The sequence below is a fragment of the Flavobacterium piscis genome, from assembly GCF_031457575.1.
GTDB lineage: Bacteria > Bacteroidota > Bacteroidia > Flavobacteriales > Flavobacteriaceae > Flavobacterium > Flavobacterium piscis_A.
The window spans coordinates 215,673-236,991 of the sequence record NZ_JAVDWQ010000001.1 but is presented as its reverse complement, the minus strand read 5'-3'; the positions used below and the strand labels follow the sequence as shown (position 1 = coordinate 236,991).

General features: G+C 32.5%; 23 protein-coding genes. 13 read left to right on the top strand and 10 right to left on the bottom strand.

Annotation, left to right across the window (positions count from 1 at the left end):
* Positions 1-10 precede the first annotated feature (10 nt).
* The 4 genes from J2W48_RS00965 (at position 11) to J2W48_RS00950 (ending at position 3,698) form a co-directional block, all read left to right on the top strand.
* Positions 11-406 (top strand): HYC_CC_PP family protein, encoded by a 396-nt coding sequence (locus J2W48_RS00965; RefSeq protein WP_310276707.1) that lies wholly within the window; start codon positions 11-13, stop codon positions 404-406.
* An 89-nt stretch (positions 407-495) separates the two neighbouring features.
* Positions 496-2,502, top strand: a complete 2,007-nt coding sequence (locus J2W48_RS00960; protein ID WP_310276704.1) for a TonB-dependent receptor plug domain-containing protein — start codon at positions 496-498, stop codon at positions 2,500-2,502.
* 44 nt (positions 2,503-2,546) lie between these two features.
* Positions 2,547-2,885: a heavy-metal-associated domain-containing protein gene (locus J2W48_RS00955; protein WP_310276701.1), complete on the top strand. Its 339-nt coding sequence runs from the start codon at positions 2,547-2,549 to the stop codon at positions 2,883-2,885.
* Between the two features lie 132 nt (positions 2,886-3,017).
* Positions 3,018-3,698 (top strand): DedA family protein, encoded by a 681-nt coding sequence (locus tag J2W48_RS00950; protein WP_310276698.1) that lies wholly within the window; start codon positions 3,018-3,020, stop codon positions 3,696-3,698.
* A gap of 8 nt (positions 3,699-3,706) precedes the next feature.
* Here J2W48_RS00950 and J2W48_RS00945 read toward each other — a convergent pair whose 3' ends face one another.
* Positions 3,707-4,300, bottom strand: a complete 594-nt coding sequence (locus J2W48_RS00945) for a DUF937 domain-containing protein (RefSeq protein WP_310276695.1) — start codon at positions 4,298-4,300, stop codon at positions 3,707-3,709.
* A 267-nt stretch (positions 4,301-4,567) separates the two neighbouring features.
* Positions 4,568-5,068 carry a DUF456 domain-containing protein gene (locus J2W48_RS00940; RefSeq protein WP_310276693.1) on the bottom strand — a complete coding sequence of 167 codons (501 nt, stop codon included), beginning with the start codon at positions 5,066-5,068 and terminating at the stop codon, positions 4,568-4,570.
* 167 nt (positions 5,069-5,235) lie between these two features.
* On the opposite strand from J2W48_RS00940, the gene J2W48_RS00935 reads away from it, so the two are divergent.
* Positions 5,236-5,721 carry a hypothetical protein gene (locus J2W48_RS00935; RefSeq protein ID WP_310276690.1) on the top strand — a complete coding sequence of 162 codons (486 nt, stop codon included), beginning with the start codon at positions 5,236-5,238 and terminating at the stop codon, positions 5,719-5,721.
* 105 nt (positions 5,722-5,826) lie between these two features.
* Here J2W48_RS00935 and J2W48_RS00930 read toward each other — a convergent pair whose 3' ends face one another.
* Both J2W48_RS00930 and J2W48_RS00925 read right to left on the bottom strand, forming a co-directional pair.
* Positions 5,827-6,930 (bottom strand): glycosyltransferase family 2 protein, encoded by a 1,104-nt coding sequence (locus J2W48_RS00930; RefSeq protein ID WP_310276688.1) that lies wholly within the window; start codon positions 6,928-6,930, stop codon positions 5,827-5,829.
* Positions 6,927-7,871 carry a lysylphosphatidylglycerol synthase domain-containing protein gene (locus J2W48_RS00925; protein ID WP_310276684.1) on the bottom strand — a complete coding sequence of 315 codons (945 nt, stop codon included), beginning with the start codon at positions 7,869-7,871 and terminating at the stop codon, positions 6,927-6,929. Before J2W48_RS00925 ends, J2W48_RS00930 begins: the two co-directional genes overlap by 4 nt.
* 136 nt (positions 7,872-8,007) lie before the next feature.
* Between J2W48_RS00925 and ruvC the strand changes: the two genes are divergently transcribed.
* The 7 genes from ruvC to J2W48_RS00890 all read left to right on the top strand — a co-directional run bounded on the left by ruvC (position 8,008) and on the right by J2W48_RS00890 (position 12,471).
* Positions 8,008-8,562 carry a crossover junction endodeoxyribonuclease RuvC gene (ruvC, locus tag J2W48_RS00920; RefSeq protein ID WP_310276682.1) on the top strand — a complete coding sequence of 185 codons (555 nt, stop codon included), beginning with the start codon at positions 8,008-8,010 and terminating at the stop codon, positions 8,560-8,562.
* Between the two features lie 79 nt (positions 8,563-8,641).
* Positions 8,642-9,775 carry a radical SAM family heme chaperone HemW gene (hemW, locus tag J2W48_RS00915; protein WP_310276679.1) on the top strand — a complete coding sequence of 378 codons (1,134 nt, stop codon included), beginning with the start codon at positions 8,642-8,644 and terminating at the stop codon, positions 9,773-9,775.
* A 24-nt stretch (positions 9,776-9,799) separates the two neighbouring features.
* Positions 9,800-10,561: a cyclase family protein gene (locus J2W48_RS00910; RefSeq protein WP_310276676.1), complete on the top strand. Its 762-nt coding sequence runs from the start codon at positions 9,800-9,802 to the stop codon at positions 10,559-10,561.
* Positions 10,558-10,956, top strand: coding sequence for a GNAT family N-acetyltransferase (locus tag J2W48_RS00905; RefSeq protein ID WP_310276671.1), 399 nt, complete (start codon positions 10,558-10,560; stop codon positions 10,954-10,956). The genes J2W48_RS00910 and J2W48_RS00905 overlap by 4 nt, the downstream gene beginning before the upstream one ends.
* Positions 10,956-11,309, top strand: coding sequence for a DUF4260 domain-containing protein (locus J2W48_RS00900; protein WP_310276669.1), 354 nt, complete (start codon positions 10,956-10,958; stop codon positions 11,307-11,309). The genes J2W48_RS00905 and J2W48_RS00900 overlap by 1 nt, the downstream gene beginning before the upstream one ends.
* Before the next feature lie 5 nt (positions 11,310-11,314).
* A complete protein-coding gene (locus J2W48_RS00895; protein WP_310276667.1) occupies positions 11,315-11,686 on the top strand; it encodes an MmcQ/YjbR family DNA-binding protein in 372 nt (123 codons plus the stop codon).
* Positions 11,687-11,757: 71 nt separating this feature from the next.
* Positions 11,758-12,471, top strand: a complete 714-nt coding sequence (locus J2W48_RS00890) for a PH domain-containing protein (protein WP_310276664.1) — start codon at positions 11,758-11,760, stop codon at positions 12,469-12,471.
* Positions 12,472-12,525: 54 nt separating this feature from the next.
* On the opposite strand, the gene rodA is transcribed toward J2W48_RS00890, so the two are convergent.
* From rodA to purH, 6 genes are all read right to left on the bottom strand, one after another.
* On the bottom strand, positions 12,526-13,761 hold the full coding sequence (rodA, locus tag J2W48_RS00885) for a rod shape-determining protein RodA (RefSeq protein ID WP_310276662.1): 1,236 nt from the start codon (positions 13,759-13,761) through the stop codon (positions 12,526-12,528).
* A gap of 15 nt (positions 13,762-13,776) precedes the next feature.
* Positions 13,777-15,729, bottom strand: coding sequence for a penicillin-binding protein 2 (gene mrdA, locus J2W48_RS00880; protein ID WP_310276660.1), 1,953 nt, complete (start codon positions 15,727-15,729; stop codon positions 13,777-13,779).
* On the bottom strand, positions 15,726-16,232 hold the full coding sequence (locus J2W48_RS00875; protein WP_310276657.1) for a rod shape-determining protein MreD: 507 nt from the start codon (positions 16,230-16,232) through the stop codon (positions 15,726-15,728). Before J2W48_RS00875 ends, mrdA begins: the two co-directional genes overlap by 4 nt.
* Entirely contained in the window at positions 16,225-17,049 is an 825-nt protein-coding gene (mreC, locus tag J2W48_RS00870) for a rod shape-determining protein MreC (RefSeq protein WP_310276654.1), read from the bottom strand. Before mreC ends, J2W48_RS00875 begins: the two co-directional genes overlap by 8 nt.
* 110 nt (positions 17,050-17,159) lie before the next feature.
* Positions 17,160-18,188, bottom strand: a complete 1,029-nt coding sequence (locus tag J2W48_RS00865) for a rod shape-determining protein (protein ID WP_310276652.1) — start codon at positions 18,186-18,188, stop codon at positions 17,160-17,162.
* Between the two features lie 56 nt (positions 18,189-18,244).
* On the bottom strand, positions 18,245-19,771 hold the full coding sequence (gene purH, locus J2W48_RS00860) for a bifunctional phosphoribosylaminoimidazolecarboxamide formyltransferase/IMP cyclohydrolase (RefSeq protein WP_310276648.1): 1,527 nt from the start codon (positions 19,769-19,771) through the stop codon (positions 18,245-18,247).
* A 165-nt stretch (positions 19,772-19,936) separates the two neighbouring features.
* On the opposite strand from purH, the gene J2W48_RS00855 reads away from it, so the two are divergent.
* On the top strand, positions 19,937-21,184 hold the full coding sequence (locus J2W48_RS00855) for an ABC transporter permease (RefSeq protein ID WP_310276645.1): 1,248 nt from the start codon (positions 19,937-19,939) through the stop codon (positions 21,182-21,184).
* Positions 21,185-21,319: the final 135 nt, after the last annotated feature.

Below are 21,319 nucleotides of genomic sequence, written 5' to 3'. Positions count from 1 at the left end.
ATTTTGCAGAATGAATTTCAAAAAGCCCACATGTTTATTTTTAGCTTTCCTATTGCTGGTTTCCAACATCGGATTTGCTTTCAATGTGCATTACTGTGGCGGGAAAATTGCTTCGGTTTCTTTAGACACAACTTCTCCTATTGCTGAAAAAAGCTGCTGTGCTAAAGCAGAAAAAAAAGCCTCTTGTTGTAAAGACAAAGTAATCCAGATTGAAAAGAAATCAGATAATGCTACCTTTAAGATTTTCTTTTTTCAATTAGCGTTTCGTGTAATAATTACGGAATTTAATCCTGTTGTTTTTTTATCAGTTCCAAATTTCAGGAACAATCAGATTATTTCATATTATTATGACGCGAATTCGCCACCCTTATTCCAATTATATCATCAATATATTTTTTACGCCTGATTTTACTGTTTTAGTTAATAAGCCTTACGGGGCTTGTTGTGCTGTTTAATAATATTTAGCAGCTTTCTGATAACATTAAAATCTTTTTTATGAAAAAAAACATTATGCTTTTTAGCATGATTTTACTTTCTGTTTCAGCCTTTTCACAAGAGGATCTGGAAGAAGTTAAAATCACAAAAAAGCAAAAAGGAATAAAAAAATCCTATACACTAACTGCCAATACAACTGTAATTACAAGCAAGGAGTTGCTAAAGGCTGCCTGCTGTAACCTCGCAGAAAGTTTTGAGACAAACCCTTCAATTGATGTCAATTATTCAGATGCTTTAACGGGAACAAAGCAAATAAAAATGCTTGGTCTTACCAGTCCGTATTTAATGATTACAGAAGAAAATATTCCTTCGGTTCGTGGGGCTTCTCAAGCCTACGGATTGTCATTTACTCCGGGAACCTGGATCGAGAGCGTTCAGATTACAAAAGGTGCCGGCAGTGTGGCTAATGGATATGAGAGTATTTCAGGACAAATAAATACGGAACTTTTAAAACCTTTAAATGATATCCCGTTTTTCCTGAATGCCTATGGTTCTACAGATTCACGTTTTGAATTAAATACTCATTTTAATAAAAAACTTTCCGATAAATGGGCAACAAGTCTGTTTGTTCACGGTAATACCCGCGTTGCAAAGAACGATATGAATGATGATGGATTTTTAGACAATCCGCTAGGGAAACAAATCAATTTTTTAAATCGTTATCAATATTATAGTCCTGAAAACGGTTTAGTAAGTTTTATCAATTTCAGATATATGAATGATAAAAAACAAACAGGCGAGATTGATTTTGATAAAGACAGAGACAGAGGAACGACCAATTATTGGGGATCGGAAATTAATACGGAACGTTTTGATGTTTCAACCAAAATTGGGTACGTTTTTCCGGATATGCCGTATCAAAGTATAGGTTTTCAAAACGCTTTTAATACACATAATCAAGAATCTTACTTTGGTTTAAATCAATATAATATTAAGCAAAATAGTTATTATTCGAATTTAATATTCAATTCGATTATAAGTAACACGATGCATAAATTCACTACAGGATTGAATTTTTCTTATGATGAATATAAGGAATTTATAAATGTTGATGATTATAGCAGAATTGATAATTCGATTGGTGCTTTTTTCGAATATACTTATGATAACAGTGATGATTTTAGTTTGATTCTGGGAGGAAGAGTTGATAATCATAATCGATTAGGCTTTTTTGTTACCCCACGTCTGCATTTGCGATACAATCCATGGGAATTTGGGGTGCTTCGTTTCTCAGCAGGAAGAGGGAAGCGTTCAGCAAATATTTTTGCTGAAAATCAACAGCTTTTTGCAAGTTCGAGAACTTTTTCTATTTTAGACAATGATGGTAAAATTTACGGTCTGAACCCAGAGATTGCATGGAATTACGGTTTAAGCTTCTCACAAAAATTCCGTATTTTTAATAAAAATGCCGAAGCAGGGTTTGATTTATACAGAACTGATTTTCAAAATCAGGCCGTTGTTGATTTAATGCAAAGTCCTCAGGAAGTTTCGTTCTATAATTTAAGAGGGAATTCTTTTGCCAATAGTCTGCAGTTGGAGTTTAATTTTGAATTTATTCATAACTTAAATCTTCGAACAGCCTATAAATATTATGATATCCAAACAGATTATTTGAGAGGAACTTTCCAGCGTCCTTTACAGGCAAAACATCGTTTTCTGGCTAATCTGGAATACGAAATACATTCAGAAGATGACAAAAACTGGAAGTTTGATTATACCTTTAATTGGTCCGGAAAACAACAATTACCATATACAGCATCAAATCCAACAGCAGATCAATTTCCTGATTTTTCTCCTTCCTATGCAGTTATGAATGCTCAGGTAACACGAGTTTTTTCTCCGGTTTTCGAAGTTTATATTGGAGGAGAAAATATTGGAAACTACCAACAGGAAAAAGCGATTTTAGGAAGTGAAAATCCTTTTGGATCAAATTTTGATGCATCTATAGCTTATGCCCCTATTTTTGGGCAAATGTATTATGCCGGATTACGATTTAGAATAAAGTAAGCAACAACAATTTCAAGAATTTAATAACAATAAATATAGATAAGATGAATAAGATAATTTTAATCGCATTGATGACTTTTTTAGGATTTTCAGCCCAGGCTCAAACTAAAAAAAATAAGAATTTAAAATATACGACAGAAGTAAACGGAAACTGTGAACAATGTAAAAAACGTATCGAAAAAGCTGCTTTTAGTGTTTCAGGGGTAAAAACTGCTAGCTGGGATATTAGTTCACACCAACTTACAGTAATATTAAATGAAGAAAAATCTTCACCTCAGGATTTGAAAAAAGCGATTGCAAAAGTAGGACATGATACAGATGAGGTAAAAGCCACTACAATTGATTATGATAATTTGCATTCTTGCTGTAAATATGAAAGATAAATATCTCAAAGCCCAAGTCTGTACTTGGGCTTTTTAATCGTTAATTTATGTTTAAAATGCCGTATTTAATTGTGGTTAAACTAAATTATTATTACTTTCACACCCTGTAATTTCAATAATAACCAATACTATATGAATAATTTTGACTGGACCCAATTAATAAATCCTGAGTTTTATATTAATTTAAGCATAGGCGGAGTTCAAATAGGTTTATTTATTGTTTTATTTATTGTTTTTGCAGAAACCGGACTTTTTGCAGGTTTTTTTCTTCCAGGTGATAGTTTGTTGTTTTTAGCAGGAATTTACAGCCGTGAACTTATGGAGAATATGGTTTTTATTTCTAGTGATTTTATAAATGTTTTTTTATTATCATTATTAGTAGCCATCATGGGAGTACTGGGAAATATGACCGGTTACTGGTTTGGATCCAAAAGCGGATATTATTTGTTTAAGAAAGAAGATACTTTTTGGTTTAAGAAAAAATATTTATTGCAATCAAAAGACTTTTTTGAAAAATATGGAGGGAAAGCTATTATCTATGCTCGTTTTCTGCCTATTTTCAGGACTTTTGCCCCAATTATCGCTGGGATTGTTTCTATGGACAAAAAGAAATTTATGTTCTATAATATCCTAAGCTCATTTTTATGGTCTTTTATCCTGATTTTTGCCGGACATTATTTGTACGGGGTGTTTTTAAAGCAGGGGATAGATCTCAAACACCATATCGAGTACATTATAATCATCATCGTTATAATATCTACTTTTCCAGTACTAGTAAAGCTTTTGAAGAAAAGACCAGTTGAAAAAATATAATTTGAATCTTAGATTTGTCTGTTGCCAAAAAAACTAAAGATTGACTTTCCTATACGTGAATTGGTTTTTTCCTCTACCGACTCATAACAAGAGAATCCTAAAATTATTTTAATTCCGGGAGGAATACTGTTTAAAATTTCTCTCTTTTGTTCGTCTAAGAGTAATTTTAAACTTGCTGTTAATTCTGAATTGTATTTTAAGTAGGAAAGTGTCAGCAAGACTGAAAAGTTTAATACTTCGCGGGCAGTTTCGCTTTTTATACCCACTTCATTTGAAATCATTTCAGTAATTCTTGCCTTTTTATTAGAGAATAACTGCTCAAGAAATGTGTTTCCTTCGGTTTTATAACAATCATCAACAGATAATATTCTGCCGGAAACAAAATCAATTTCTTTGTAAAATGAGGTGTTTTCCAAAGATTTAATCATTTTTTTAAATGATTTTTCATCAGTATTATTGTAACATCCCATTAAAACAGTTCCTATGGCTACATCAATGGCCTTAATTAATAAAGCATCGTTTTCATAGTAGAACTTGTTTAATTTGGATATAACATTAGAAGAAATAAAGCGTCTTAGTTCAATTTGTAGATTTGGGGTCATAATTTTACCGTAAGATTATATTTATAATAATTAAAAATAAACGATAAAGTGTGGTATTTCATCGTTTATTTGTGATAAAAATATAAAATATATTAACATATCCAAAAAAATAGTTAAATCTTTTGGTCATTAATTTTAAAAATCATATTATATATCCTAATAACATCAGTAAATGCTGATTTTTGGATAATCAGAAAATTTGAAAATTTCTAAGGATTTGCTTATAATAATGATTTGAAATTTTTTATTTGAAATTAATTCTTTAATCTAAAACAGAACCGACTTATGACGCCACACTATCGTAAGAAAAAGACCGAAAAACATAATGCAGAACATAAAGTTAATAAAACTTGATGCCAAAAAACCAAGTAAGGAACCGGTTGCAGCTTTTATGGCACGCTGGTGATTTTTTGAATCATAAATCAATTCACCCAGTAAAGCTCCTATAAAAGGGCCAATAATAAAACCAAATGGTATTGGGGCTAAAATTCCAACAACTAACCCAATATTGGTTCCCCAAACCCCATAAGAACTTCCTCCATATCTTTTAGTGCCTTTAGCGGGAATAACATAAGCCAGAACAGTTATAACGATAGTAAGTATAAGTGTTATTCCCAATACCCAATAATTATTTTCAACACCTTTTGTCAGATATAATAACAAAAGACCCACCCAACAACTGGGCAATCCGGGCAATACAGGTAAAAAGCTGCCTAAAATCCCTATAATCATGCAAATAGAACCGAGTAATATCAATAGTGAATCCATATATTTATTTTGATTACTTAAAAGTATTCTTTTTTTTAACTAAAAAATTATAGAACTTTAATATCTGTTTTTTTTAAACCAATAAACATCTTAATAGTTCAAATTTACAAAGCATCTCAAAAAAAATAATCGTATTTTTATACCATAGTTCAATTCAAATTAAAATCTTGAAGCAGTTTTTCCCTTTTTTAATTATTTTGTTTTTCAATTCTTGTCAATATTTTGAGAAGCAGGTTCCTTCTGAAAAAGAATTACTGCAAAAAGAATTAAAATCGATCAATTGGAAAGAAGTTGATGAATACCCATCAGTTGTTGACTGTGAAAAAATTGGCGGTAAAAAGCAGCGCCAGCAATGTTTTTTTGAAGTAATGTCGCAACTCATTCAGTCCAAATTAGACATAGACACGCTCTTCATACTATATCCTGAACTTGACACTATAGAAGTAAAAGTCACTGTTTTTCCAAATGCAACCATGAAATTTGAACCCCAGTTCCCGAAAGATTCTGTTGCGTATGACACCATAAAAATAGACAGTATCCTACACGCACGTTTAATCGATTTCCCAAAAGTTAGTCCGGGCATCAAGAGGGGAATTCCGGTAAAAACACAATTTATTTTACCTGTAATCCTTAAGGAAAAAAACAATAAATAATATTTACTTCGTTAGCTCGCTATCCCTCGTGTCCTGCTGTTCGCTGTATCTTTTTATTTTTAAAGAAAAAACTTCTATCAGGGAAGATTTTAAGTTCAAAAGAAATTACACTTTAAAACGACGTTCTTTCCATTCATAAGAACCAAATAAACTGTACAAAGCAACCACTGAACTAAAAAAAGGATAAAATAAACTGCTTAGAATCAAATAACGTAATTTTGTTTTGGTTAAAAAACAATTCGTTATATAAAGTAAAATAAAGTCAATACTGAATTTTAAAACAACATATAAAATTAGAAATTGCCAGGGCCAAATGCTAAAAAGAGAAAATAAAAATCCAATCATAAAACTCAGGTTCCCAGCGAAAACAATTAGTCCTAAAAATTTTCCGAAAAGGCTTTGATACGAACTTGTTTTTGCTGCCCAGCGCACTCTTTGGTAAAAAAGCGATTTCCAGTTTTTTGTTGACCTGGTTATTACAATAGCTTCTTCGGCTTTTAAATAATGGACTTCACATGGAAATAAACCCACTGCTTTCTGTAATAAGAAAACATCATCACCACTGGCAATTTTACTATTACCATCAAAACCACTTAGTCTTTCAAACATTGATTTTGTATAGGCAAAATTGGCGCCATTGCACATAAATGCCTTGTTAAGTCCGAAGCTTCCAATAGTTGCCCCCTGCAAACTAGTTAAATCTAACTGCTGAAAATAATGCAAAAAAGAATTTTCATAATCATAAGTTACTGCTCCGGATAACATTGAAACCTTATTTTGCTGAATATAATTGTCAAATGTCAAAAGCCAGTTTTCAGGCACTACGCAATCTGCATCGGTTGTAATCACCCAATCAGTTTTTACATGTTTCATCGCCGTTGTTATAGCATCTTTTTTAGGAGAATTCGAAATTCTTATGTTGTCTACTACTGCAACCTGATACCTGAAACTTGGAACTTCAAACTTTTGCATTGAACTATCATCTACCAAAATCACTTCAAATAAATCATTTGGATAATTAAGATTTGAAAAACTTTGTAAAAGCTTAGGTAAATTATCAGCTTCATTCCGAAAAGGAACTATAATTGTGAAATTGCTTTTCGGTTTTAAATCAGATTTTTGATGCTTTTTTACTTTAGTAAAACCATAAATAAGGAAACCAATACTAATGACATAAATGGTTAATATGATGAAGAAAACCAAACTCATGCTGTAGTTTTAGTTTTGAAATTCAATACATAATAAGCACCAATAATTACAGGTAAAACTACGTTCAAAAACCACATTGATGTACTGATAAAAACTACAATCCATTCATTTACCCCTAGAATTCCAAAGAAATAAATGGCGACACTTCCTTTTACCGCAAAATCTAAAAACTGAAAAGTAGGCAAGGAAGAAGCTAAAAAGTAGACTACAGCAATCGTAGCAATTAAAGTAAAATATGGCAACTCCACATCAAAAGCCAAAAAGAGAAAGTAATATTGATGGGAGAAAACAAGATACCTGCAAACCCCTAATAATATATTTTTTTGATGGATACGTTTCGGGATTTCATTAATTTTATGAAATAATTTTTCTATTGAAAATCCTTTTATTTTTATTTTTTTCAAAAAAAAGAAAATACCAGCCAGTAACAGGAAAATGCCAAATAAAACAGCAACAGTTTTGGTCGTAATAATGGTATGTTTTGCATTAAAATATAATAATCCGAAAACACCAAAAATTACAGTTAAAACCATCTGTATTCCATTGCAGATCAAATTCAGGAAAACCACTTTTTTGGTTTCTGATTTTGGATAAAACAGAGCTTTTCCGGCATATTCTCCAACTCCGTTGGGCGTGAAAATTCCGGCAGTCAATGCAGCCAGGACTTGTTTTGTAGCTTCTCCTAAAGAAATCTTACGAATGACTCCTGCTAAATTCTGCCATTTTAAAATCTCAAAATAACGATTCAGGACACTCAAAAGCAAAATAAAGCTGATTCCTAAAACCGATTGATTCTTGCGATACAATGTTATAAACTTTTGCCAATCGAGTTGGTCGTTGTTTGCCAGCTGATTATAAATAAAATAAAAAGCGCCACCAACAATCAAAAGTTTGGTTAGAAGAACAAGGAATTGTTTAGCTTTGTGAGGAATTGAAATCATGTCGCAAAGTAAAGGAAAAACTATTATACAAAGTCACACAAAAGCTCACAGAGTTCGGCAAAGACTATAAATTATATAATTGAAAATAAACTTTGTGAATCTTTGAGTTTCTCCGAGAACCTTGGTGTAATAAAAAATGACAAAAGAAAGAATCATATTAGGTATTGACCCGGGAACAACCATCATGGGTTTTGGATTGATAAAAGTCATCAATAAAAAAATGGAATTTTTGCAATTGAATGAATTGCAACTCTCCAAATACGATAATCATTACCAAAAGCTAAAAATTATTTTTGAACGTACAATTGAATTAATCGAAACACATCATCCTGACGAAATTGCGATTGAAGCTCCTTTTTTTGGTAAAAATGTTCAATCGATGCTGAAATTAGGACGTGCACAAGGTGTTGCTATGGCTGCCGGACTTTCGAGAGATATTCCTATTACGGAATACGAGCCCAAAAAGATAAAAATGGCGATTACAGGAAACGGAAATGCCAGTAAAGAACAGGTCGCAAAAATGCTTCAACAGCTTTTAGGATTAAAAGAATTACCAAAAAATCTCGATTCAACTGATGGATTGGCAGCTGCAGTTTGCCATTTTTTCAATTCCGGAAAAGTGGTGGGTACTACAAGTTATACTGGTTGGGATGCTTTTGTGAAACAAAATGAGGAACGAGTTAAAAAATAGTTTTCAGTCTCAGCGGTTTACAGTTTTAACTGAGACTGAAAACTAAGACTGAAAACTAAAAACTGAACACTGAATACTAATGAGCGGTATCTACATTCATATTCCTTTCTGCAAGCAGGCATGCCACTATTGTGATTTTCATTTCTCAACTTCAATGAAAAAGAAGGACGAAATGGTTTTGGCTTTAGCGAAAGAGATCAGCATGCGCAAAAATGAGCTTTCGAATGAAATTGTAGAAACCATATATTTTGGTGGAGGAACACCTTCTGTTTTGAGCAATGAAGAAATAAACTTTTTAATTTCTGAAGTTTATCAAAATTATAAAGTTTCTGAAAATCCTGAAATAACACTCGAAGCCAATCCAGATGATTTGTCTTCAGGAAGAATTCTGGAATTAGCAAATAGTCCAATAAACCGTTTAAGCATCGGAATTCAGTCTTTTTATGAAGAAGATTTGAAGATGATGAACCGCGCTCATAATTCGGTGGAAGCCATAAAATGTTTACAAGAAGCAACTAAATTTTTTGATAATATTTCACTCGATCTTATCTACGGAATTCCGGGAATGAGTGATGAGATGTGGAAAAAAAATATCGAAACAGCTCTTAGCTTTGAAATTCCACACATCTCAAGTTATGCCTTGACCGTTGAACCAAAAACAGCTTTAAGAAAACTGATTGATACCGGAAAAATTGCTGAACCTCAGGATGAAACAGCTTCCAGTCATTTTATGATTTTGGTTGAAACGCTTCAGAAAAATGGTTTTATTCATTACGAGTTATCCAATTTTGGGAAAGAAAATTATTTTTCCAAAAACAATTCGGCGTATTGGCTTGGCAAAAAATATATCGGAATCGGACCTTCTGCACATAGTTATGATGGTACAAAAAGAGGCTGGAACGTAACCAATAATTCACTTTATTTAAAATCAATTAAGGAAAATATTCTGCCCATAGAAACTGAAATTTTATCGAAATCAGATCGATATAACGAATATATAATGACAGGGTTACGAACTATTTGGGGCGTTTCATTAGAACGAATAGAAAAAGAATTTGGTAAAGATTATTTGAACTATTTAAAAAAACAAGCACAGAAATTTCTTGATGACGAATTGGTTTTTATCGAAAATAATATTTTAAAACCTACTTCAAAAGGAAAATTTTTAACGGATGGAATTGCAAGTGATCTCTTTTACCTAAATTTGGATTAATAAATCATAAGAAAATATTTAACAGTGCTGGCCAAAATCAACAACTTTCAAATTGACTTATCAAAACCAATTGATATCTCAATTCCGTTAACAAATACAGATGAAAATCCGATTGCATGGTATATTGAAAAACCGGTCATTGAACCTGTTGTTTCTGGTGATTGGATAGGGAAAGTTTCTGAAGGAAAATCATCTACTAATTTCAATAATATTTTTTTTAATCCGCACGGGCACGGAACACATACCGAATGTCTGGGACATATTACGAATGATTTTTACAGTATTAATCAATGTTTAAAGAATTTTTTCTTTTTTGCTAAATTGATTACCATTGAACCTGAAAAAAGCGGAGATGATTTTATTATTACGAAAGATCAAGTGCAAAAAGCGATGATGATTTCATCTTCAATCGTGACAGAAGCATTAATTATCAGAACTATTCCAAACCAAAGAGGTAAAAAATCCAGGAAATATTCCAATACTAACCCGCCATATTTGTCTGAAGATGCAGCGATTTTTATCCGAGAAAGTGAAGTTCAGCATTTATTGATTGATTTGCCAAGTGTGGACAAGGAGTATGATGAAGGAAAATTATTGGCTCATAAAGCGTTTTGGAATGTGAAAGATACGGTTCATCTTAATGCAGATGCTCGTTTACAAGCTACGATTACAGAAATGATTTTTGTTTCGGATGAAGTAAAAGATGGAAATTACATATTAAATTTACAAATTGCATCGTTTGAAAATGATGCAAGTCCATCAAAACCTGTTTTATACAAAATATGATTACTGTTTCGACTGATAAAAGCAAACTTGATATCCCTTTTATTCAGGATTTCCTGAAGGATATTTACTGGGCTGCAGGAAGAACAATAGAAGAAGTTCAGATTACAATTGATGCTTCGGTTTGTTTTGGAATCTACTTAGATGACAAACAAATTGGTTTTGCAAGGGTAATAACGGATTATGTTGTTTTTGCTTATTTAATGGATGTTTTTATTATTGAAGAACATCGCGGAAAAGGATATTCGTTCATTTTAATTGAAAATATGATGAGTGAACCACAGCTTAAAAATGTAAAAATTTGGAGACTGGCTACAAGTGATGCACACTTTTTATACGAGAAATTCGGGTTTACAAAATTAAATCATCCCGAAAAAATGATGGAAAAAATAATATAATGAACACAATTATTAAACTCGAAGAAACGGCCTTATTCATTCTTGGAATCTATTTATTCAATCGTTTAAATTTTGATTGGTGGTGGTTTTTAGTTTTAATTTTAGCACCGGATTTGTCAATGTTTGGGTATGTTTTTGGAAATAAAACGGGTGCTTTTTTCTACAACCTGTTTCATCATAGAGGAATTGCACTTTTGATTTGTGCTTTAGGATGTTATTTAAATATAGAAATTATTCAGTTAGTGGGAATTATTTTATTTTCACATTCAGCTATGGATCGAATTTTTGGTTACGGATTAAAGTATCAAAAAGGATTTAAGTATACACATTTAGGAGAAATTGGAAAACAATAAATGATATGAATCTAGAAACGTACTATGAATATTGCCTTTCTAAAAAAGGCGTCAGTGAACATTTTCCTTTTGATGAGGATACATTAGTTTTTAAAGTCGGCGGAAAAATGTTTGCCTTGTCTTCTTTATCCAGGTGGGAAAAGAATGAAGCATCAGTCAATTTAAAATGCGACCCTGAACGTGCACAGGAGTTAAGAGCTGAATATGATGAGATAAAACCCGGATTCCATATGAGTAAGGTTCACTGGAATACAATAGCTTTAAACGGAAATTTACCAACAAGTTTTATAAAAGAATTGATTGATCATTCGTATGAATTGGTTTTTAAAAGTTTGACAAAGAAAATTCAGAATGAAATTATTGAATTAGAAAATTAGGTATTACATTTGTTGAAGTAAGAAAAAAACTCAGCAACTCGGTTACTTTGTAACTTAGCAACTTATAAAATATGAAAGAACAATTTAAAAAATTTCTAAACGAAGAACAAGATCCAAAAGCGATTGAAAAAATCACTTCAAAACTCAATGATTTATTGATGAAAAATGAAGAAATTGGATATATTGCCGTTCAAAAAAAACCAGCTATTACTGTTTTTCCTGACAGTATTGTGTTAACCAATAAAAGAATCATCATTTGTAAACCTAAAAATTTAGGATTGTCGATGGATTTTACAGATTATACATGGGATGATATTGCCGGTACTTTTGTTAAAGAAAATATTTTAGGCTCAGAATTTTCATTTAATACGAATACTGATTTGTCCATTTCGATAGATTATATCCCGAAAATTCAAGCCAGAAAAATATATACTTATGCCAAGGAGCAACTGGATTTGCTTAAAAATCCTGTAAAAATTGAAGCACCGGTTACAGAAAATGAAAAACCTGTTGATGTTTACACTGATTTTGAAGAGGAAAATGAAATAGAAGAAATTGAAACAGAAGAAGTGACCAGTTTTGCTGAAATTATGCCTGCAACGACCTATACTGAGTCATTTGAGCCATTGCAACAACAGGCATCTACAGGAGACCGTAAATTAAGCGAATTGTCAAAAGAAGAACTTTTTGATAAACTCCAGAACTACAAAAAGCTTCTTGATAATGGTTTGATTATGCAGGGAGAATATGATTCTTATAAAAAAGAAATTTTAAGCTATATGTAGAAAAAAAATCCAAAGTTTAACGTTAAACTTCGGATTTTTTTGGAATATCTTTGATTACCATTCGTTTACTTTATTGGCATCCATTTTTAAGAATATAAAAAGCAGGATTGTGAATCCCCATAGTCCGGAACCTCCATAAGAAAAGAAAGGAAGCGGAACTCCAATAGTTGGAAAAATACCAACCACCATTGCTATGTTTACAAAAAAATGAATGAATAAAATTCCTGCTACACAATATCCGTAAACCCTGCTGAATTTTGTTTTTTGTCTTTCGGCTAAATAGATTACTCTTAAAAGTAAACAGGCGAATAAGAGAATAACAACTAAAGAGCCTGCAAAACCCCATTCTTCACCAACGGTTGTAAAAATATAATCGGTATGTTGTTCGGGAACAAAACCACCTTTTGTCTGTGTACCTTCTAAAAAGCCTTTACCGACCCATCCTCCTGAACCAATTGCAATTTCAGATTGGTTTGTGTTATATCCAATACCTTTTAAATCTACACTTTTGCCTAATAAAATATTAAAACGATCTCTATGATGCTGTTTGAAAACGTTGTCAAATACATAATCAACAGATAAAACAAAAGCTGAAATTACGGCTAATATCATTCCACTTAGTATAATATTACGATCAACTGCCCTTCCTTTGAAGTATATAATTGCCAATACGAGAGCCGCTATTAAAATTACTACGTAAGATTCTAAAATAAGGGTCAGGACAAATAAGAGAATCGCTATGAATCCGCTCCAGATATACCATGAAGGCAATCCTTCTCTATATAAGACAATGAGAAAAACACTGTAAATCAGGGCGCTTCCCGGATCGGGTTGTGGTAAAATTAAGAGAACAGGCAATAATATAATGGCCAGAGCCTGCATTTGACGATTTAAGTCTTTTAAACTGATTTGAGTATCACTTAAATATTTAGCTAAAGCTAATGATGTTGCTGCTTTTGCAAATTCTGAGGGCTGTAAAGTGAAACTTCCAATAGCGTACCAACATCTTTGTCCTGCTATTGTTTTTCCAAAAAGAAACAAACCTGCCAGGGATAATAAGGAAACTACAAAAATAATACTGGCATATTTTTCATAAAATTTGCCATCTACAAACAAGACAATAAAAATTAACGGAATGGTACAGATAATGAATATTAATTGCTTTTCAAAAGTGCCTTCAGTAGAGGATAATGAGGACGAATATATATTAAGCCATCCTAATATTACTAAGGCAGCATAGATGATTACACTTATCCAGTCAATATTTTTTTTTACACTTTGATTTCTCATTTGAAATAATCCTGATTAATTTTTTTTAGTTGTGTCTAGTGTTATTTTCGTGATTACTTCTTTTGGTTTAATAATTTTAGCTTTTAAAATGGAGTCTTTCGGAGTTGATTCGATAGCATTTGCTTCTTTCATTCCACCTAATTTTGCATATTCTCCTTTTAAACTTATATTTAAAACCCTCGTTTCTAAATCAGTTCTGGTTATTTTTTTTCTAAGATATTTTTCAATCATTAAACTGGCAATAGGTCCCGCAATTGTTGCACCAAACCCTCCATTTTCTACCATAATTGCAATTGCAATTTTAGGATTGTCTTTTGGGGCAAATGCGACAAATATAGAGTGATCTTTAAGCTGGACTCTTTTACCACCAATTTTAGCGAAATTTTCTGATGTTCCAGTTTTGCCACAAATATCAATTCCTTCTACTTTTAGTCTGCTTGCAGTACCCATGTTATAAACATCAAATAAACCATTTATGATTGGGGGAAAATATTTTTTGTCTATTGATGTAGTATGCTTAACTGTAAATTTAGGGTCTATTCTTTTGCCCTCAATTTTCCTAATGATATGAGGGGTGTAATAATGTCCCTGATTTGCAATTGTTGCCATCATATTAGCTAACTGAATAGGAGTCATTACAACCTCACCCTGTCCAATAGCATTAGACACAATAGTTGTACTTCTCCAGCCTCCGTTAGGATAAATTTGTTTGTAGGTTTTTGAAGTTGGAATTTTTCCTTTTTTACCAGTTGGCAGATCATAGCCCATAAATTGACCAAGCCCAAAACTTTTAAGATGATTGCTCCAAATATCAACTGCAACTGCAGGTTGTGTATATTTATTGATAGTTTTCATGTAGGCAGTAGCAAAATAAGAATTGCAAGACTGGTAAATTCCGCGATGTAATTGTAATTGACCGCCTCCGCAATGGCATCTCATAAAACGGCCTCTTCCGTAGCTAAATCCGTGATGACAGGAAACAGAGCTGTTTTGATCAATTACACCTTCTTGTAAAGCTACCAACCCGGTTAATATTTTAAAAGGTGATCCCGGTGGATATTCTGCCAAAAGACCTCTGTCATATAAAGGTTTTGCAATTGAATCATGGTAAAGAAGCGTATAGTTTTTAGAACGTTGTCTTCCAACTAAAATTGCTGGATCATACGATGGAGCTGTAACAAGTGCTAAAATCTCTCCTGTTTGGGGTTCAATTGCAACAATTCCTCCACGTTTATTAATCATTAATGCCTCCCCGTATTTTTGAAGCTCAGCGTCAATTGTTAAATTGATATCTTCACCCTGAACAGCAATGGTATCATATTTACCATTTTTGTAGGAACCAATTTCACGATTGTATTTGTCCTTTTGAATGTATTTTACACCTTTGATTCCCCTTAGGATTTCTTCATAGCTTTCTTCAACTCCTTGTTTTCCAATTAAATCCCCACTATTATAATATGGGTTTTTTGCAATCAGTCCTTCGTTTACCTGTGTGATGAATCCAAAAATATTAGCGCCATAATCTACTTCGTAGTCACGAAGTGACCGTTTTTGAAAATAGAAACCTTCATATTTTCGTATTTTTTCCTGAAAAGCGGCAAATTCTGTTTTATTTAATTGAGGTAAAAATACAGAAGGTAATCTTGGGCTGTATATTTTTGCTTTTGCAACTCTTTGATCATAATCTTGTTTTGTAATATTCAGTAATTGACAAAACTCTAAAACATCAAGGTTTTTTTTAATTTCTCTGGGTATAACCATGATATCATAGGATGACTGATTTGCTACGAGCAACTTACCATATCGGTCATAAATATAGCCGCGCTCAGGGTAGTCATACTTTATTTTTATAGCATTATTTTCTGATTTTAATTTAAAAGAATCATCAATAACCTGCAAATAAAATATCCTGATCACTAGCAAAGTTGCTGCAATAATGATTAAAGTGGGCAGCAGGGCTTTTCTCATCGTTTATTGGGCTTAATAAGATATATTATTATAATTGAAATAATTATGGAGAATATGGAGCTAAATAAAGTTCGGAGCAAAATATCCCAAATAAATTTAAATTGAAATGCTTCCAGAATAAATAGCACAATATGATGCAATACTACAGATACTAAGATAAATGAAAAGCGTTCAGGTGTTAATGAATCGTTTAGTTTTATCGTTTGGTATTCATAACTTAATCCAAATGAAAATTTAAAAATATATGGACGATAATAGGCTAAAAGCACACACGCTGCTGCATGGATACCACCTGAATTACAAAACATATCCATTGTAAGACCTAATAAAAAACTTGAAATTATAAGACCGGACCGGTTACTGTTTACCGGATATAGGATGATATACAGAATATAAGGATACGGGCTTATATAACCTAATAAATTCATATTGTTGAAAATAACAATTTGAATTGCCAGGAACATAATAAATCGAAAAATATTGACTAACAATGCGCTATTCATCTTTTTCTTTTTTTTCTAAATTAATAAGCTCTTCCCTGTTTTTACTTTTAATAATATAAACATGACCCAAATTAGTCATATCATTAAACAGTTTTACATTTATGACATAAAAACTTGTTTTATCCTGGGTATATATATTTTCAACTGTACCAATATTAATCCCTTCCGGAAAAATTACTGACTGGCCACCAGTAACAATGGTATCTCCTTTTCTTATAGAGGCTAATCTGGGAACATCTTCCAACTGTACAAATCCTGTGCTTTTTCCATCCCAGGTAAGAGAACCAAAATGATTTGATTTCTTTAATTTTGCATTAATTTGAGATTTCATATTCAAAATACTAATTACGGTAGAGTAATTAGGCGAGGTGTTATTAACAATACCAATGATACCTAAACTGTTGATCACACCCATGTCCTGTTTTACTCCTTCCTTTGTGCCTGAGTTCAAAGTGATATAATTTTCGTGTGTGTTATACGAGTTGTGTATTACTTTGGAAACAATAATATCAGCTGGTTTTACTCCTTTAAGGTTGTCAATCTTTTGTGCTTTAGTGGTATCTTCTATATTGAACAGTAGGCTTTTTAATCTTGCGTTTTCAAGTACCAGCTCGTCATTTTCGGTTCTTAAATTCAAATACTCATTTACATTGTTGATTTTTTCGTAAACACCCCCACTAATGAAATTGGCAGAGCTTATGACCCTGCTTCTGTGAAAAGAATGAGATTGGATTGTGAGTGCCAACGAAATACCTAAAAGCAACAAAAACAGCAATCGATTACTGTTTCTTATAATGAAATTAAAAATTTGCTGCATTTCTTGTTCTGTTATTTTGTTTCAGGATATGCTTTTAGTTTCAAATTTTAATTAGAGTCAAATAATTCAATTTGACTCTAATTAAAAAGATATTGATTGTTATTTGAATCTTATTTGATTAAGATACTTTTGAATTTTGCAATGTTTTTAAGTGCCATTCCAGTTCCGCGAACAACTGCTCTTAACGGATCTTCAGCAATGTAAACAGGTAAATCTGTTTTTTGAGAAATACGTTTGTCAAGACCTCTCAACATCGATCCACCACCGGCTAAATAAATACCGGTATTGTAAATATCGGCTGCTAATTCTGGAGGAGTCTGAGATAAAGTTTCCATTACGGCATCTTCAATACGTTGAATTGATTTGTCTAATGCTTTGGCAATTTCTCTGTATGAAACTTCAACTTGTTTTGGTTTGCCCGTAAGTAAGTCTCTACCTTGAACAGACATGTCTTCCGGAGCACTTTCTAAATCTTCGATAGCAGCTCCAATTTGGATTTTTATTTTTTCAGCAGTACTTTCTCCCACAAAAAGATTGTGTTGTGTACGCATGTAATAAACAATATCGTTTGTAAAAACGTCACCTGCAATTTTCACAGATTTGTCACATACAATTCCACCTAATGCAATAACGGCTATTTCAGTAGTTCCCCCACCAATATCTACAATCATGTTTCCTTTTGGCTGCATGATATCGATACCAATACCAATTGCTGCTGCCATTGGTTCATGAATTAGGTAAACTTCTTTTCCGTTTACCCTTTCGCAAGATTCTTTTACTGCTCTCATTTCAACTTCAGTAATTCCAGACGGAATACATACTACCATTCTTAAAGCGGGAGTAAACATTCTTTTTTTTAATGCAGGAATACTTTTAATGAACATATTGATCATTTTTTCTGAAGCATCAAAATCGGCAATTACACCATCTTTCAAAGGCCTTATGGTCTTGATGTTTTCATGCGTTTTACCTTGCATCATATTGGCTTCCTTACCAACGGCAATGATTTTGCCTGATATTCTATCACGTGCAACGATCGACGGACTATCAATAACAACTTTATCATTATGTATGATTAAAGTGTTTGCGGTACCAAGGTCTATCGCAATATCCTCGGTCATGAAATCAAAAAATCCCATAAGTTTTTTAGGGGTTTAAAATGTTATAAATAATTTATCCAACAAAGTTAAACAAATTAATGTTTAAAATGACGTGTTCCTGTAAATACCATTGCAAGATTATTTTCGTTGCAATAATTTATGCTTAATTCATCTTTTATTGATCCTCCTGGCTGAATTACTGCCGTAATTCCTGCTTTTTTGGCTAATTCAACACAATCCGGAAATGGGAAAAATGCATCACTTGCCATTGAAGCTCCGGTTAAATCAAATCCAAAAGCTTTAGCTTTGTCTACAGCTTGTACCAAAGCGTCAACTCTCGATGTCTGACCAGTTCCTGAAGAAATTAATGTTCCGTTTTTTGCAAATACAATTGTATTTGATTTTGTGTTTTTACAAATTTTTGAGGCAAAAATTAAATCTTCTATTTCCTGTGCAGTTGGCTCTGTAGTAGTAACGGTTTTTAAATGCTCTTTAGTATCTGTAATATTATTTCTGTCCTGAATTAACAAACCGTTAAGACATGTTCTTACTTGTCTTGAAGGTAATGCAACTTCATTTTGAACTAATATAATTCTGTTTTTCTTTTCTTGTAATACTGCAATTGCATTGTCATCATAATCTGGGGCAATTACAACTTCACAGAATAATTTATTGATTTCCTGAGCAGTCGCCAAATCAATTTTAGTGTTTGCAATCAAAACTCCGCCAAATGCCGATGTTGGATCACAAGCAAGTGCCGCTAAATAAGCTTCACTGATTGTTTTTCTTGAAGCCAAACCGCAAGCATTATTATGTTTTAAGATTGCAAATGTAGGCCCGTCAGTTTTAAACTCGTTAATTAAGTTTACCGCTGCATCAACATCCAGTAAGTTGTTATATGATAATTCTTTACCGTGAACTTTTTTGAATATTGCATCAAAATCTCCAAAAAAGAAACCTTTTTGGTGTGGATTTTCTCCGTATCGTAAAACTTGTCCATCTGCAATGCTTTCTTTGTAAATGGTTTCATCAGTATTGAAATAATTAAAAATAGCACCATCGTAATGAGATGAAACGTGAAATGCTTTTGTTGCCAGCAATCTCCTGTCTTCAAGAGTTGTTGCTCCGTTTTGCTCTGTAATCAATTCCAAAAGCAAGCTATATTCGTTAACAGAAGCCACAATTACAGTGTCCTTGAAATTTTTTGCACCAGCACGAATCAATGAAATTCCACCAATGTCAATTTTTTCTATAATATCTTGCTCACTTGCACCTGAAGAAACTGTTTTTTCAAAAGGATATAAATCTACAATTACCAAATCAATCTGTGGAATATCAAATTCCTTCATTTGCTGCACATCATTTTCATTATCCTGACGGTTTAAAATACCGCCAAAAATTTTCGGGTGCAATGTTTTTACTCTTCCGCCAAAGATTTCAGGAAATGAAGTAATATCTTCAACAGGAACAACAGGAATTCCCAGGTTTTTTATGAAATCTTCAGTTCCTCCGGTTGAATAAAGTGTTACGTTTTGTTCGTGTAATTTTCTAACGATTGGCTCTAATCCATCTTTAGAAAAAACAGAAATTAATGCCGATTGTATTGTTTTAGTTGTGCTCATTGTGTAGTTATAATTTTCAGACTGCAAAAGTAGTTTTTTTGATAATATATTTAAAGGAATTCTTGTAACATTATAGTAAAAAAATCTACTGATGAGTTAGTTACCTTTTATTAGGTTTTTGATTTAAATTTATTGAATTTTACTTTATCGCAAAAAATATCATATATGTTAGTTTATCTCAGGTTATTAAAAGAAAGTTTGAGCTTTGCCATAAACGCTTTACGCAATAATAAATTACGAACTTTATTATCGTTGCTAGGCGTTACTATTGGTATTTTTTCGATTATTGCGGTATTAGCCGCGGTTGATTCTCTGGATAGAAAAATTTCAAAAGATTTGAGCAGTTTAGATAAGAATACGATTTATTTAATGAAATATTGCTTTGGACCCTCAGAAATTCCCCAATGGAAAAGAGAGCAGTTTCCAAATGTAAAATATGATGAATACATTGCTCTTAAAAATTCTCTTAATAATACAGATCAGGTAGGCTATCAGCTTTTTGTTAACAGGGAAAGTTTAAAATATGATTCTAAAACAGTTAGTGATGTAAATATTATTCCGGCATCATCTGAAATCGTAGATATCGAAGGATTAAGTTTTGACAAAGGAAGATTTTATAATGAATCTGAATCCAATTCAGGAACACCTGTAATTGTTTTAGGGTTTGATATTGCCGAAGGACTTTTTGGGAACAGTGATCCAGTTGGAAAAAATATTCGTTTATACGGACAACGTTTTACTGTAATAGGCGTAATTGTAAAACAGGGTGCAGGTTTTTTTGGTGATAGTAATGATACATCAGTTTATTTACCGGCCAATTTTTTGCGGCGAATGTATGGAGACAGTGATTCGATGACACCGGTAATTGTCCTGAAGCCTGTTAAAGGTGTTGATATGGATGCTTATAAAGCAGAAGTTGCACAAAAATTAAGAACTATACGTGGAATGAAAGCAGGAGATATGAACAATTTTTTTATTAATGTGCTTTCCGGTTTTACTGATTTTATTGATGGAATTTTAGGTCAGATGAATGTGGTTGGGTGGATTATCAGTGGATTTTCTCTTTTAGTTGGAGGTTTTGGGATTGCCAATATTATGTTCGTTTCGGTAAAAGAAAGAACTAATCTAATCGGAATTCAGAAATCATTAGGAGCAAAAAACCGCTTTATTTTATTCCAGTTTTTATTTGAAGCGGTAATACTTTCTGTAATCGGTGGAATTATAGGTTTGTTAATGGTTTGGGGAATCGCACTTATTTTGACAAAAGCTTTAGATTTTGAATTTGTTTTAAGTATGGGAAATATACTTTTGGGAACAGGTTTGGCTGCTCTTATCGGATTAATTTCAGGGATTTTACCTGCGATTTCAGCTGCAAATTTAGATCCTGTTGAAGCCATTCGAACCGGAATGTAGGTTCTTTAGAGGTTCAGAGTTGCTAAGACTCAAAGGTTCAGAGGGTTCTCGTATTGAGTTTGAAATTTTTGGCATTGATAATAAAGTTCCAGAGGAACGACATATTTTGTTGCAACGGAATTTATTGCGTTTATA